This window comes from Egibacter rhizosphaerae (assembly GCF_004322855.1).
In the GTDB taxonomy this organism is placed as follows: domain Bacteria; phylum Actinomycetota; class Nitriliruptoria; order Euzebyales; family Egibacteraceae; genus Egibacter; species Egibacter rhizosphaerae.
This window is the reverse complement of the sequence record NZ_CP036402.1, coordinates 3,015,206-3,028,918: the sequence shown is the minus strand read 5'-3', so window position 1 is coordinate 3,028,918 and position 13,713 is coordinate 3,015,206. Positions and strand designations below refer to the sequence as shown.

The window sequence follows — 13,713 nt, the reverse complement described above, 5'->3', positions numbered from 1 at the left end:
CGGCGACCGGTGAGCGGACGGACCAGCGGCGTCGCGCTCGCGGTCGCCCTGCTCGCGGGCGCGCTCGCGCTCCGGCCGTCCGTGGTCGGGGTCGGGCCGCTGCTCGAGGCGATCGCCGCGGACCTGACCGCGAGCCGGGGCGCGGTCGGGCTGCTCGCAACCATCCCCGTGTTCTGCATGGGGCTGTTCGCCCCGCTCGCTGCACCGCTCTCCGCTCGCCTCGGGGCGCGTCATGCCATCGCGCTCGGGCTGCTACTGATCGCCGTGGCCGGCGTCGTCCGCGCCGTTGCCCCCTCCCTGCCGTGGATCCTCGCGCTGACCGTGCTCGTGGGCGCCGGCATCGGGCTCGCGCAGGGCAGCCTGCCGGCGGTGGTCAAGCGGTACGCCGCGGACCGGCCGGCCACCGCGACCGGCACCTACGTGGCCGGCATCCAGATCGGTGCGGCCGCCGCGACCGCGCTCGCCGCCCCCGTCGCCACGGTCGCGGGCGGCTGGCGCGGCACCCTGGCGGTGCTCGGTGTGGCGACGGCGGTGCTCGCCGTCGCATGGCTCGCCGTCGCACCACGCGAGCGGATCCGCGGGGAGGCCGCGGCCGCGTTGCCGGTCCGCGAACCCCGGGCGTGGCTGCTCGTCGCGATCTTCGGCCTGCAGTCGGCGCCCTTCTACGGGGTGAACGCGTGGATGCCCGCGTACTACGTCGAGCAGGGCTGGACGCCGGCCGCGGCCGGAGGGCTGCTCGGCGTGGTGAACCTGGCCGGGCTGGCCGGGGCCCTCACGGTCCCGCGGCTCGCCGACCGGTACCACGCCCGCCGAGGGCCGCTCATCGTGGCCGCCGCGGTCCTCGGGGCCGCGCTGCTGGCCTCCCTCGCCTGGCCCGCCGGCGGCTGGGCCTGGGCCGTGTTCATCGGGGTCGCGCTCGGCTCGCTGTTCTCGCTCACGCTCACGCTGCCGCTGGACACGTCACCGGACCCGCGGGCAGCAGCGGCCACCACCGGGCTGGTCATCGGCGTCGGCTACCTGATCGCCGCGAGCGCCCCCGCCACGCTCGGACTCGTCCGCGACCTCACCGGGACGCACGTGGCGACGCTGTGGACGCTGTTCGGGGTGTGTGTCCTCCTCGGGCTGCTGTGCCTGCCGCTCTCGCGCGAACGGCTGCGTCCGACGGCATCCATGGGGGCGTAGAAGCCGGGCCTCACGGGTATCTCGGCCCGACCGAGGGCGCCACGACACCGGCCGGTGCCCCCCGATCACCCCCACCAGGAGGAATCGCATGAGCAAGGACCCAGCCGCGCGCGACGGCAACGTCATCGGGCGCCAGGAGATCGGCTCGCGCCGAGTGGTCGCGCTGCAGGGCGACCTCACCGCCCAGCACGTCGACGCGATCGTGAACGCCGCCAACGAGCAGCTGCAGCACGGCGGTGGTGTCGCGGCCGCGATCGCGAAGGCCGGCGGCCACGACATCCAGCGAGAGAGCGACGCATGGCTCCACGAGCACGGCGAGGTGGGCCACGGTGAGGCCGCGGTGACCTCCGCCGGGAGGATGCCCGCCGACTACGTCGTCCACGTCGTGGGTCCGCGCTACAAGGACGGGCAGGACAATGCGAGGCTGCTGCGCGAGACGGTCGCGGCGGCGCTCGACGCGGCGCGCGACTACGACTGCAAGAGCATCGCGCTACCGGCGATCAGCGCGGGCATCTTCGGCTATCCGGCGGACGAGGCGACCCGCGTCATCGGCGAGGCGTGCCTCGCGTGGCTCGGCGACGACGCCGGCAGCCTGACGGAGGTCCGGTTGGTCGGCATCGACCAGCGGGGCGCCGAACTGTTCGCCGCGGGCATCGGGGGCGCGTCGACGCTCAGAGGCGGCTCGGATCCTCGCAACTGAGCCGAGCCCGGGCGAGGCCGACCGAGCGCAAGCGAGCACCGGCCGGGCCCCGGCACCGCATCGACCGGGCCCGGGGCGGGCAGCCGACCGCCGCGAGCTCAGCGCCGTCCCATCCCGACGCCCTGCTGGCGCTGGTAGAACTTGCCCTCGCTCTGCAGGGCGGGTGCGACCATCACCTCGGCGCGCTGGAACTCCTTGATGGTCGCGTGCCCGGTGGTGGCCATCGACGTCCGCAGCGCCCCGCCCAGGTTGAGCGTGCCGTCGTTCTCCAGAGCCGGCCCGAGCAGGATCTCCTCCATCGAGCCGATCTGATCGACCTGCACCCGGGCGCCCCGCGGCAGCTCCGGGTGGAACGTCGCCATGCCCCAGTGATACCCGCGGCCCGGCGCTTCGGTCGCGCGCGCGAGCGGCGAGCCCAGCATCGCGGCGTCCGCACCACAGGCGATGACCTTGGCCACGTCCCCGCCGGTGCGCATGCCGCCGTCGGCGAGCACGTGGACGTAGCGCCCGGTCTCCTCGAGGTGGCGGCTGCGGGCGCCCGCGGCATCGGCCACCGCGGTCGCCTGCGGCACGCCGATGCCGAGCACCCCGCGCGACGTGCACGCGTTACCGGGCCCGACCCCGACGAGGATCCCCGCCGCGCCGGTGCGCATCAGGTGCAGCGCCATCGAGTACGAGGCGCACCCGCCGACGATCACGGGGATATCGTAGCGGGCGATGAAGCTCTTGAGGTTCAGAGGCCCACCACGGCTGGACACGTGCTCGGCGGACACGACGGTGCCCTGGATCACGAGCACCTCGAGCCCGGCTTCGAGCGCGATCTTGTGATACCGCTCGACACGGGGGGGCGTGAGGGAGGCCGCCGTCGTGTGCCCGCCCTCGACGAGCTGCTCGACGCGGCGGCCGATCAGCTCCTCCTTGATCGGCTCCTTGTAGAGCTCCTGCATGCGCGAGGTCGCGACCGCCGGGTCGAGCGAGCTGATCTCCTCGAGCACCCCCTCGGGGTCCTCGTAGCGGGTCCACAGGCCCTCGAGGTTCAGGACGCCGAGACCGCCCAGGCGGCCGAGCTCGATCGCGGTTCGCGGGCTCATCACCCCGTCCATCGCCGCGCCGAGGATCGGCAGCTCGAACTCGTAGGCGTCGATCTGCCACGAGATGTCGATGTCCTCGTTGTCGCGAGTGCGGCGGGACGGCACGATCGCGACGTCGTCCAGCCCGTAGGCCTGACGCCCCGACTTGCCCATCCCGATCTCGATCTCGGCCATCGCGCTCGCTCCCGGGTCGGTGGGGTGGTCGCTCCCGGCGCCCACGAATGCTGTGGGTCGGGCTCCTCTGTCCGCAGGGTAACGCAGGCGTGAGGGGCGCCATCGGCCGGCCAGCCGGTTAAGGTGGCGGGGATGGACGAGTTCGACGAGCCCGACGACGAGTTCGAGGACGAGGGCGAGGAGCCCATGCGCCTCGACCGCCGCGAAGCCGAGCAGGTCCGGCGCGACCTCGAGGACCTCGACGCGATCCGCCAGACGTTCGAGCCCGACGGCTTCAAGGGCGTGAGCGTCTTCTGCCCGGACTGCGCCGAGGAGCACTACTACGAGTGGGACATGTTCGCGAGTTCCCTCTCGGCCCTGCTCGAATCGGGCGAGACGCCGGTCCACGAGCCCGCGTTCGACCCGCATCCCGACGATTACGTCGGCTGGGAGTACGCGCAGGGCTTCCTCGACGGCCTGAGCGAGGCCGGAGTCCCCGCCGCGGGCGCCGAGGCACTCGCCGACGGCGCCTGCCCGTTCTGCGGCAGCGAGCTCCCCGAGCGGGGAACGCACGCGAGCTACTGCCCCGCGTGCGGCCAGCATCTCGGCCCGGCGCGGATCGCCGCGGCGCTATTCGAGGCGGGCTGGTCGCCCGAGTCGGTGTCGGCGCTCTTGCGCGCCGCGCGGATCCCACCCATGCGCGGCACCGACGGGGGCTCTCGCTAGAGGCCGCCACCGGCCCGGGCGGGTGGCCCGGTCAGGCGCCCAGGTCCCCGCTGAAGGGCGTCCCGACACTCGCGACCCGCAGGTTCGCGGCCTCGAGCGCCGCGGGATCCCACACGTTGCGACCGTCGACGACCACGGGATAGGCGAGGAGCTCCGCGAGCTGCTCGGGTTCGATCTTGCGGTACTCGTCCCACTCGGTGCAGGTCACCACCGCGTGCGCTCCGCGCAGCGCCTCTCGGGCGTCCTCGTAGAGCTCGGCCCGGGCGAACCGCCCGCGGACCTGGTCGAGCGCCACCGGGTCGTGGAGGCGCACCGAGGCGCCGTCGGCCTCGAGCGCGTCGATGACGTCCAGTGCAGGGGCGTCGCGAATGTCGTCGGTGCCCGGCTTGAACGCGACGCCGAGAACCGCGATCTCCTTGTCCTGTAGGTTCCAGAGCAGGCGCCGGAGCTGGTGCACCGGCCAGACCTTGGCCTCCCGGTTGATCCGCTGGGTCTCGCGCAGCAGCCCGAAGTCGTAGCCGAGCTCGGCGGCGATGTGCACGAACGCCTCGACGTCCTTGGGGAAGCAGCTCCCGCCGTAACCGATCCCCGCGTTGAGGAACGCCCTCCCGATCCGCGGGTCGTGACCCATCGCGTCCGCGACCGTCTCGACGTCCGCGCCGGTGAGCTCGCAGACGCGCGCCACCGCGTTGATGAAGCTGATCTTGGTCGCGAGGAACGCGTTCGAGGCGTGCTTGATGAGCTCCGCGGTCTTCACGTCCGTCTCGACGTAGGGGCAGTCGTGACGCTCGAGTTGGGGCGTGTACACCCGCCGCATGACCTCGTGCGCGTTCGTCGAGTCGGCCCCCACCACGATGCGGTCGGGCCGCAGGGTATCCTCGACCGCCGAGCCCTCGCGCAGGAACTCCGGGTTGCTGACGACCTCGTGGTGCGCCGTGCCCTGGCGCGCCTGCGACTCCAGGGCGAGGGCCTGGCGGATGCGCTCACCCGTGCGCACCGGCACGGTCGACTTCTCGGCGACGACGACGGGACCGCGGGCGTGCGCCGCGACCGCCTGTGCCGCCGCCTGGACGTAAGCGAGGTTCGGGGAGCCGTCCTCGCGGGACGGGGTGCCGACACAGATGAAGACGACCTCGCGGTCGGAGAGCGCCTCGACCGCGTCACCGGAGAACCGCAACCGCCCCGTGCTGACGTTGTCGGCGACGAGGCGGTCGAGGTCGGGCTCGTAGAACGGCATGTCGCCGGCCCGGAGCGCGGCGATCTTGTGCCCATCATCGTCGTAACCGATGACGTCGTGGCCGAAATCGGCCATGCACGCCGCGGTCACCAACCCCACGTGCCCGACCCCGAGCACACCGACACGCATGGGAGTGTTCTCACCGGTCATGCAGCAGCCCTCCAGAGATCGGCGGATCGGTGCGGCACGTCCGCACCGCGGCAGGGCGCCCCCGTCGCGACGTCCCCCGCAAGCCCGAGTATCGCCGTTCGCGGCAGCACGTGCGACGCGCCGGAGGCGAGTCGGATGGTCCCACCGGACGGACCATCGCGGCCGGGTCGCTCAGGTCGGATCGTCGAGCCACTCGGTCTCGACGGATCGGAGCGCGTCCATCAGAGGGCCGGTGCTGTCGAGCCGGCTCCGCAGCCGTCCGACGTCCCCCTTGATCCGCAAGCGTCGCAGCATCACCGCCATCCCGACGTCGAGCTTGCCCTGCAGCAGCTGCCGCCAGCGGTCGTGGTTCGCGGCGAGCTGTAGCGCCGGCTCGGACCCGTCGTCGATCACGGACACCGAGGCCCCGCCGCCCTCGCGGGGCGCGATCGCGACGTCGTAGGCGTGGCGTTCCTCGAGGGGCCCCGCGGGCTCCACGACGAACCGGTAGGTGCCGTCGAGCGCCTCGGAGATCTCGCCGGCCCGGGGATGGGCCTCGAGCTCCTCGCAGAACGCCCGCATCCACTCCTCGCTCGGAAACCGCGCCATCATCGCCCTCTTGCCGAGCCCGCACCGCCGTTCACGCGGCGGCTTCCATCGCCGCTGACCGTTCGCGCACCGGCTGACCCTTCGCGCACCCAGTCAGGACACATCGACGCAGGCTAGCGCGTACAGTCCGGTCATGGACGAGTTCGATGGCAGCCACGCCGTCGTGCTCGGCGGCGGCGGCTTCCTCGGGTCGCACGCCTGCGACCGGCTCGTCGACGCCGGTGCCCGGGTCACCGTCGTCGACAACTTCATCACCGGCGATCCGGACAACCTCGCCCATCTTCTGGGCCGCGAGGGCTTCCGCCTGATCCACTACGACGTGACCGACTACCTGCACGTCCCCGGGCGGGTCGACCACATCCTGCACTTCGCCTCCCCGGCTTCCCCGATCGACTACCTGCGTTGGCCCATCCAGACGCTCAAGGTCGGCTCGCTCGGCACGCACAAGGCACTCGGACTCGCGCGAGCGAAGGGGGCGCGGTTCCTGCTCGCCTCGACGAGCGAGGTGTACGGTGACCCGACGGTCAACCCGCAGCCCGAGACCTACTGGGGCAACGTCAACCCGGTCGGGCCCAGGGGGGTCTACGACGAGGCGAAGCGCTTCGCGGAGGCGATCACCCTCGCCTACCACCGTGAGCACGCCCTCGACGTTCGCATCGCGAGGATCTTCAACACCTTCGGCCCTCGGATGCGGACCGCGGACGGGCGGGCCGTGCCCGAGTTCTTCTTGGCCGCGCTGCGCGGCGAGCCGCTGCCGGTCCACGGGGACGGGTCCCAGACCCGGTCGCTGTGCTACGTCGACGACCTCATCGACGGCCTGCTGGGGCTGCACGCGTCCGGCGAGACCGGCCCGATGAACCTCGGCAACCCGCACGAGGTCACGATGACCGAGCTGGCCGAGGCGGTGCAGGACGCGGCCGGGGTGCACCCGGGGATCGTCCACCGGCCACGGCCGGTCGACGACCCGACCGTGCGCCGCCCCGACACGACCTACGCAGAGACCGCGCTCGGCTGGACCGCCCGGGTCGGCCTCACCGAAGGGCTCGCGCGCACGGTCGGCTGGTTCCGCGCCACCCTCGACCGCGACTAGCCGCTCCCGTCGGTCGCGCTACTCGCAGCGGCGCAGCACCACTAGGGCGCAGTCGTCGGTGGTCCCCCCGTCGGTCCACTCCTGGATGGCCGCCCACACCCCGTCGGCGACCTGCTGCGCGGTCCAGGCGTCACCACTCGCGAGCCCGCTCAGGGTTTCGATCAGGCGGGCCGATCCGAACAGGGCACCGTCGGCGCCGCGCGCCTCGGTCACGCCGTCGGTGTAGAGGACCAGCGCCTCGCCCGGGCCCAGTTGCAACTCGGTCTGATCGAAGCTCGTGTCCGTGTCGATCCCGACCGGTGGGTCGGGCGGCGCGTCGACGAGCCGGGCGCCACCGGCCGACACGACCGCGGGGGGCGGCTGCCCCGCGAGCGCGAGCTGGAACTCCCAGGTCGCCGGATCGAACTTCGCGTACGCGAGCGTCATGAACCGTTCCGGGGGGGTCTGGTCGACCACGCTGCCGTTGAGCAGCTGCAACAGCATCGCCGCGCTGGTGCCGCGCATCCCGAAGGCCCGCAACGAGTAGACGGCCATCGCGGTCAGGCTCGCGGCCTCGACCCCCTTGCCGGACACGTCCCCGCAGGCGACGCCGATCTCGTCCCGCTCGGTCACGAACCAGTCGATGAAGTCCCCGCCCACGTCGACCCCGGCGGTCGCCGAGCGGTACACGTGGCCGACGTCGACCTGCTGGGGCAGCACGACACCCCGCGGCCGCAACTCCCGCTGGAGGGAGTCGACGACCGTGCGCGCGCGCTCGTGCAGCGTGGCCTGGTGCACGGCGGCGGCGAGCGCGTGCGCGAGCGTCGCGAGCACGCCGTCCACCAAGTCCGGGACCGGTCGGTCCACGTAGACGCCGAGGATGCCGGGTGCGGGTTCCGGAACGTGGACCAAGCGGACCTCGTGGCCCGGCCAGCTCGACGTGGCCGCCGCGGTGGCGGCCTGCCGCAGCCGACCGCTCACCGCTCCGTGCGCGAGTTTGCCGGCCATGCTCGAGTCGGGCAGGTGCGCGATGAGCTCGTGCACCTCGGAGGGCAAGCCCGCGCTCGCGGCCAGCTGCAGGCCGGGCTCGCCGTCCGATCCGGGTACCCACAGTGCCGCGCCCGCCAGCCCCATGTCGCCGACGAGCCCGTCGAGGAGGCGCCGCTGCACGTCCTGCGGTTCGGTGCACTCGACGAGCGCCGCGCTGGTCATGACCGCGGCCGTGAGCATTTCCTCGAGGCGCTGGAATTGATCGACCAGTCGGGCATTGTCGACCGCGGTCGACGACAGCGTCGCCACGAGCTCGAGCCGCTCGAGCGCCTCGGCGTCGAACGTGGCCATCCTCGGCTCGCCGACGACGATGACGCCCTGCCAACGGCCGTGCAGGCGCAGCCCCACGATGAGGAGCTGCTCCCAACCGGGCTCCCCGGCAAACGGCAGCGGCGTCGTGTCCACCGCATCGCCCGGGCCGTCCGCGGTCTCGTCGTCCACGGACCACGCGATGCGGCGACGCCCCAGACACGCCTGCCAGAGCGGCGAGGCGAGCTCCTCGACCGTGATCGGCCCGTTCAGCACGCCGTCGGGCGTCGCGGCCGCCACACGGAAGCTCGCACCCCCCTCGCTGAGAAGGATCGCGCCACGCTGCCCACCGGCCGCGAGCACGGCGCCGCGGACCGCGTCCTCGTAGACCTGCTCGACGGGCTTGGTGGCGGTGAGGCCGGCGGCGAGGTCCTGCAGGGCGGTCGACTCGGACGCGCGAGCGCCGGCGAACAGTTGCCCCGACCGGTCGACCAAGACCCCGAGGATCCCCCACGCGGTGTCGCCCGTGCCCAAAGGCTGCAGGTGCACGGTCCATCGGGTGCGCAGGGCACCGGCCGCGCCCGGGGGCACATCGTGTTGGACGCGCGTCGTCACGGTTTCGCCGGTGCGCGTGATGGTCTCGAGGACCTCCTCGAGCGGCGGCCCGTCGAGCACGGTCGTGCGCTCGGGAGGCAGCATCTCCCGCAGAGTCGCGTCGGCGGGCCACCCGTCCAACCCGAAGACGCGGGAGAACTCGGGGTTCGCGTGCAGCACCCCGTGCTGCCCGGACGAGGCCTCGACCACTATCGCAGGCACCGGGAGCCCATCGAGGACCGGCCGCAGAACGGCCAGCTCGCTGGTCTGCTCCGCGCTGTCCGACAAGTCCGTCACCCGCTCACTCCCCTGGACCGTACCGATGCGTCCCATGCTAGCCCCAGCGTCCAGGGTGCCGACCCGGCCCGGAACGGCCGGTCGCGCAGCCCGCGCGAGGGGGCGAGCGTCCCCGGAGCGCACACGAACGGGGCGGCCCCTCGTGGGACCGCCCCGCTCGAATCACCCTGCCGGTGGGCCGGCGGTGGGCTACATCATGCCGCCCATGCCGCCCATGCCCATGTCGTCGTGGCCGTGGCCGCCGCCGCCCTCGTTCTCCTCGGGCTTGTCGGCGATCAGCGTCTCGGTGGTGAGCATCAGCCCGGCGATCGACGCGGCGTTCTGCAGCGCCGAGCGGGCGACCTTGGCCGGGTCGATGACCCCGAACCCGATCATGTCGCCGTACTCCTCGGTCATGGCGTTCAGGCCCTCGCCGGCCTTCAGACCGCGGACCTTCTCCACCACGACCGAGCCCTCGAGCCCGGAGTTGTGCGCGATCCAGAACAGCGGCGAGGACAGCGACTGGCGGACGATGTTCGCCCCGGTCAGGTAATCGCCCTCGAGCTCGAGCTTGTCAAGCGTGTCCGCGGCCTGGATCAGGGAGACGCCACCGCCGCCGACGATGCCCTCCTCGACCGCGGCGCGCGTTGCGGACAGGGCGTCCTCGATGCGGTGCTTCTTCTCCTTGAGCTCGACCTCGGTCGCCGCGCCCACCTTGATGACGGCGACGCCGCCGGAGAGCTTCGCGAGCCGCTCCTGCAGCTTCTCGCGGTCCCAGTCGGAGTCGGTGTTCTCGATCTCGCCCTTGATCTGGTTGACGCGGCCCTCGATGTCCTCGGCGTTGCCGGCGCCCTCGACGATCGTGGTCTCGTCCTTGGTGATCGTCACCTTGCGGGCGCGCCCGAGCAGGTCGATGGTCGCGCTGTCGAGCTTGAGGCCGACCTCCTCCGAGATGACCTGCCCGCCGGTGAGGATCGCGATGTCCTGGAGCATCGCCTTGCGGCGGTCACCGAAGCCCGGCGCCTTCACCGCGACGGACTGGAAGGTCCCGCGGATCTTGTTGACGACGAGCGTCGCGAGGGCCTCGCCCTCGAGATCCTCGGCGATGATCACGAGCGGCCGGCCGGCCTGCATGACCTTCTCGAGCACCGGCAGCACGTCCTGCACCGCCGAGATCTTCTGGTTGGCGATGAGGATGTAGGCGTCCTCGTAGACGGCCTCCATCCGCTCGGAGTCGGTCACCATGTAGGGGCTGATGTAGCCCTTGTCGAACTGCATCCCCTCGACGAAGTCGAGCTCGATGCCGAAGGTCTGGCCCTCCTCGACGGTGATGACGCCGTCCTTGCCGACCTTGTCCATCGCCTCGGCGATGGTCCGGCCGACCTCCTCGTCGGAGTTAGCGCTGATCGCGGCGACGTGCGCGACCTCCTCCTGGGTCTCGAGCTCGCGCGCGTTCTCGGCGATGCGCTCGACGACCCGCTCGACGGCCGAGTCGATGCCGCGCTTCAGCATCATCGGGTTCGCGCCGGCGGCGACGTTGCGCAGGCCCTCCTTGACCATCGCCTGGGCCAGCACCGTCGCGGTGGTGGTGCCGTCACCGGCGGAGTCGTTGGTCTTGGTGGCGACCTCCTTGGCGAGCTGGGCGCCCATGTTCTCGTAGGCGTCCTCGAGCTCGATCTCGCGCGCGACCGTCACGCCGTCCTTGGTGATCGTGGGACTGCCCCACTTCTTCTCCAGCACGACGTTGCGGCCCTTCGGGCCGAGGGTCACCTTCACGGCGTCGGCGAGCTGGTTGACTCCCCGCTCGAGCCGACGGCGGGCGTCCTCGTGGAATACGAGCTGCTTCGACATGTCTTACTCCTCCTCGTACTGCGTGAGACCTACTTGCGATGCGTGGTGTGGTTCGGGGTGGCGCGTTCTAGCGCTCGACCACGGCGAGGATGTCCCGGGCGGAGAGGATCAGGAACTCCTCGCCGTCGAGCTTCACCTCGGTCCCGCCGTACTTGGAGTAGACGATCCGGTCGCCCTCCTTCACGTCGAGCGTGACCCGGTCGCCGGAGTCGGTGACCCGACCCGGACCGACGGCGACGACCTCGCCCTCCTGGGGCTTCTCCTTGGCCGTGTCGGGGATCACGAGCCCGCTGGCCGTTGTCTGCTCGGCCTCGATCGCGCGTACGACGACGCGGTCATCGAGGGGCTTGAGGGTGACCTTCGTCGCGGTCGCCATGTGTTGCCTCCTCCGTGTTCGATTGCTCGGGCGCCGTTCACTGTCGCTGACGGCGCATCGGCGCCTCTCGGGTCGGTGGTGCGGTGTCCGGCCGGTGGCGCCGCGGGCGCCCCCATTGGCGGACGCGCCCCTGCTGCGGGCAGGGCGGAGCAACCGCTCCAGCCCGCACGCGACTGCGCCACAGGGACGCCAGGAGCGGGACTGGCACTCGCACCACTAGAGTGCTACTCCGAAAGTTAGCAATCACGCATGACGGGTGCAAGCCAACCCGCTGCCGCATCACCTATACTTGATCGTAAGAGGCTCAGATGTGCTTCGTTTCTGTCCGGTGCACACGGATAGTCGACGTGACGACCTGGATGCTTTACGCTGAGTGAGTACAGGTCGATCATCCACCCCCGGCGGATGTGGCGGCGGAGACATCGATTCGGCGCGACCGGGCTCCGTGCCCCGTGCGCGGTGGGTCAGGAGGTCCACGGTGGTGAGCGAGAACGACTACCAACGGCGGCTCGGCAACCGCCTGCGCGCGATCAGGCAGCAACAGGGCCTGACGCTGCAGCAGGTCGAGGAGCTGTCCGAAGGCAAGTGGAAGGCGGTCGTCGTCGGTTCCTACGAGCGCGGCGATCGAGCGGTATCGGTGGCGAAGCTCGCCGAGCTCGGCGAGTTCTACAACGTCCCGGTCTCGGAGCTCCTGCCCAAGGACGATGGGAGCGCCGGCCGCGGGGGGCCCGCAGGGCCACCGCGAGTGATGCTCGACCTGCGCCGGCTGGCGAGTTCCGAGCTGGACCCCGAGCTCCAGCCGGTCAGCCGGTTCGCACACACGATCCAGTTGCAGCGGGGCGACTTCAACGGCAACGTGCTGACGATTCGCGGTGAGGACCTCCGAGCGCTCAGCGTGATCTACGGCACCGAGCCCGAGGACCTCATCGTCCGCCTCGAGGACGAGGGCGTGCTCTCCACCGCCTGACCCCGGGGCACCCGGAGGCGCGCCCGCGCGCACCGAGCCGCCGAGGGGTCAGGCCCTCGCGCGCCGAGCCGCCGCGGGATCAGGCCGTCGGGGGGGTCAGGCCGCCGCGGCCAGGCCCCACCGGTCGGCGATGACGTGCAGCTGCTCGAGGTCGTGGTCGAGGAGCCCCGCCGCCTCGCACGAGCGAAGTTGCAGGCTGGCCTGCCGCCGCAACGGCGTCGCACGCTGCGGCCGACCGAGTTCGTGGGCGTCGTACACGAGCGCGCCGATGCTCGAGAGCACCGCTCCGGCCACCTGAGGGTGCGGTGCCGCGGTGAGCCGCAGGCGGTCGAACGCCTCGGTGACGTAGTCGTCGAACGTGAAATCACGGACCCGGACGACCACGCGGTTCTGCTCGTCGACGGTGACCGTCGGCGGCAGATCGCGTTCGAGCAGTTCCCGCAGCACGATCTCGAGGTGGATGATGACCTCGTAGGCGCTCCCGGCGTCCGCGCTGCCCTGGGACAGCGACGCGATCGCGACGTCGACGAGCTGCTGGATGCCGTAGTCCACGTCGCTCGCGAGGATGCGGGTGCGCCCGAGCTGCACGGCCTTCTGTACCTGGGCATCGACCGCCCGCTCGGACAGCGTGTGCGGCCGGTCGCCCTGCCACACGGTGCACAGCGGCCGGCCACGCACCACGAACAGTCCGACGCGGACCTTGAGGCGCACCACCGTGCCCTCGGGCATGGCCCCGAGCAGCTCGTTCACCCGGATGCGTTGCACCCATCCGGTGTTCGAGGCCCGGACCACATAGCCGGCGCCGGTGGGCAGCACGTCGGCGCCCGCATGAGCGATCCCGGAGTCCTCGACCCGCGCACGGTGCGCCTCGCGGATCCGCTCGACGGTGAGGTCGGTGATGCGGCGGGCCAGCGCCCCCGGCTGCATGGACGCGACCGCGTTGCGGATCGCGACGAGGATGACGAGCACCGAGCCCCCGGCGAGGATGACCCCCAGCATGACCGCCAGGTCCGGCGTCGCCGCGGCGCGGGCCGCGATCCCGTTGCTCGAGGGGATCGCGCGGAAGACGATCACGATGTACGTGAAGATGCCGACCAGCAGGCCCATCATCGACTGCTGGAACCAGTCCGACAGGAACCCGTGCACCACGCGGGGCGAGTACTGGGCGGCCGCGAGCTGCACGCTCGCGGCGCGCACCCAGAACGTGATACCGGCGACGGTCAGCACCGCGCCGGCCAACGTCCCGTAGAGCAGCCGCGCGCTCTCGGGCTCGAAGGCCACCCCGGTCGGCAGGCCGACGTTCGGGTCGGCGTCGACGGCGAGCATGAACAAGGCCAGCACCGCCCCCGCGATCACGAAGGCGAGCGGACGGATGAGGATGCTGGAGCGCAGCCGCGCCAGGATCGCTTCGTGATCGGGCATGGTCGCCTCGAGGGAGTCAGTGCTGGCGCCGG

The 13,713-nt window shown here is 71.9% G+C and carries 12 protein-coding genes; 5 read left to right on the top strand and 7 right to left on the bottom strand.

All coding sequences use genetic code 11. The annotated features are described in order from the left end of the window. Positions 1 to 9 precede the first annotated feature (9 nt). Both ER308_RS14190 and ER308_RS14185 read left to right on the top strand, forming a co-directional pair. Positions 10 to 1,182, top strand: coding sequence for an MFS transporter (locus ER308_RS14190; RefSeq protein ID WP_165492105.1), 1,173 nt, complete (start codon positions 10 to 12; stop codon positions 1,180 to 1,182). 88 nt (positions 1,183 to 1,270) lie between these two features. After that, complete coding sequence (locus ER308_RS14185; RefSeq protein WP_131155589.1) at positions 1,271 to 1,882, top strand: macro domain-containing protein; 612 nt, start codon at positions 1,271 to 1,273, stop codon at positions 1,880 to 1,882. A gap of 98 nt (positions 1,883 to 1,980) precedes the next feature. Here ER308_RS14185 and ER308_RS14180 read toward each other — a convergent pair whose 3' ends face one another. After that, complete coding sequence (locus tag ER308_RS14180) at positions 1,981 to 3,147, bottom strand: GuaB3 family IMP dehydrogenase-related protein (RefSeq protein ID WP_131155588.1); 1,167 nt, start codon at positions 3,145 to 3,147, stop codon at positions 1,981 to 1,983. 132 nt (positions 3,148 to 3,279) lie between these two features. On the opposite strand from ER308_RS14180, the gene ER308_RS21715 reads away from it, so the two are divergent. Continuing rightward, positions 3,280 to 3,852 (top strand): DUF5319 family protein, encoded by a 573-nt coding sequence (locus ER308_RS21715; RefSeq protein WP_165492104.1) that lies wholly within the window; start codon positions 3,280 to 3,282, stop codon positions 3,850 to 3,852. 31 nt (positions 3,853 to 3,883) lie between these two features. On the opposite strand, the gene ER308_RS14170 is transcribed toward ER308_RS21715, so the two are convergent. After that, positions 3,884 to 5,239: a UDP-glucose dehydrogenase family protein gene (locus tag ER308_RS14170; protein ID WP_205745625.1), complete on the bottom strand. Its 1,356-nt coding sequence runs from the start codon at positions 5,237 to 5,239 to the stop codon at positions 3,884 to 3,886. Positions 5,240 to 5,410: 171 nt separating this feature from the next. Next, positions 5,411 to 5,800: an SCP2 sterol-binding domain-containing protein gene (locus tag ER308_RS14165; RefSeq protein ID WP_165492103.1), complete on the bottom strand. Its 390-nt coding sequence runs from the start codon at positions 5,798 to 5,800 to the stop codon at positions 5,411 to 5,413. A gap of 160 nt (positions 5,801 to 5,960) precedes the next feature. On the opposite strand from ER308_RS14165, the gene ER308_RS14160 reads away from it, so the two are divergent. Beyond that, positions 5,961 to 6,917 carry an NAD-dependent epimerase/dehydratase family protein gene (locus tag ER308_RS14160; RefSeq protein ID WP_131155586.1) on the top strand — a complete coding sequence of 319 codons (957 nt, stop codon included), beginning with the start codon at positions 5,961 to 5,963 and terminating at the stop codon, positions 6,915 to 6,917. Positions 6,918 to 6,935: 18 nt separating this feature from the next. On the opposite strand, the gene ER308_RS14155 is transcribed toward ER308_RS14160, so the two are convergent. The 3 genes from ER308_RS14155 to groES all read right to left on the bottom strand — a co-directional run bounded on the left by ER308_RS14155 (position 6,936) and on the right by groES (position 11,292). Beyond that, on the bottom strand, positions 6,936 to 9,086 hold the full coding sequence (locus tag ER308_RS14155) for a SpoIIE family protein phosphatase (protein ID WP_165492102.1): 2,151 nt from the start codon (positions 9,084 to 9,086) through the stop codon (positions 6,936 to 6,938). Between the two features lie 189 nt (positions 9,087 to 9,275). Further along, positions 9,276 to 10,916 carry a chaperonin GroEL gene (groL, locus tag ER308_RS14150; protein WP_131155584.1) on the bottom strand — a complete coding sequence of 547 codons (1,641 nt, stop codon included), beginning with the start codon at positions 10,914 to 10,916 and terminating at the stop codon, positions 9,276 to 9,278. Between the two features lie 67 nt (positions 10,917 to 10,983). Continuing rightward, positions 10,984 to 11,292, bottom strand: a complete 309-nt coding sequence (gene groES, locus ER308_RS14145) for a co-chaperone GroES (RefSeq protein WP_131155583.1) — start codon at positions 11,290 to 11,292, stop codon at positions 10,984 to 10,986. Between the two features lie 481 nt (positions 11,293 to 11,773). Between groES and ER308_RS14140 the strand changes: the two genes are divergently transcribed. Further along, entirely contained in the window at positions 11,774 to 12,259 is a 486-nt protein-coding gene (locus ER308_RS14140) for a transcriptional regulator (protein ID WP_131155582.1), read from the top strand. A 96-nt stretch (positions 12,260 to 12,355) separates the two neighbouring features. On the opposite strand, the gene ER308_RS14135 is transcribed toward ER308_RS14140, so the two are convergent. Beyond that, complete coding sequence (locus tag ER308_RS14135) at positions 12,356 to 13,681, bottom strand: DUF2254 domain-containing protein (protein WP_131155581.1); 1,326 nt, start codon at positions 13,679 to 13,681, stop codon at positions 12,356 to 12,358. Between the last annotated feature and the right edge of the window lie 32 nt (positions 13,682 to 13,713).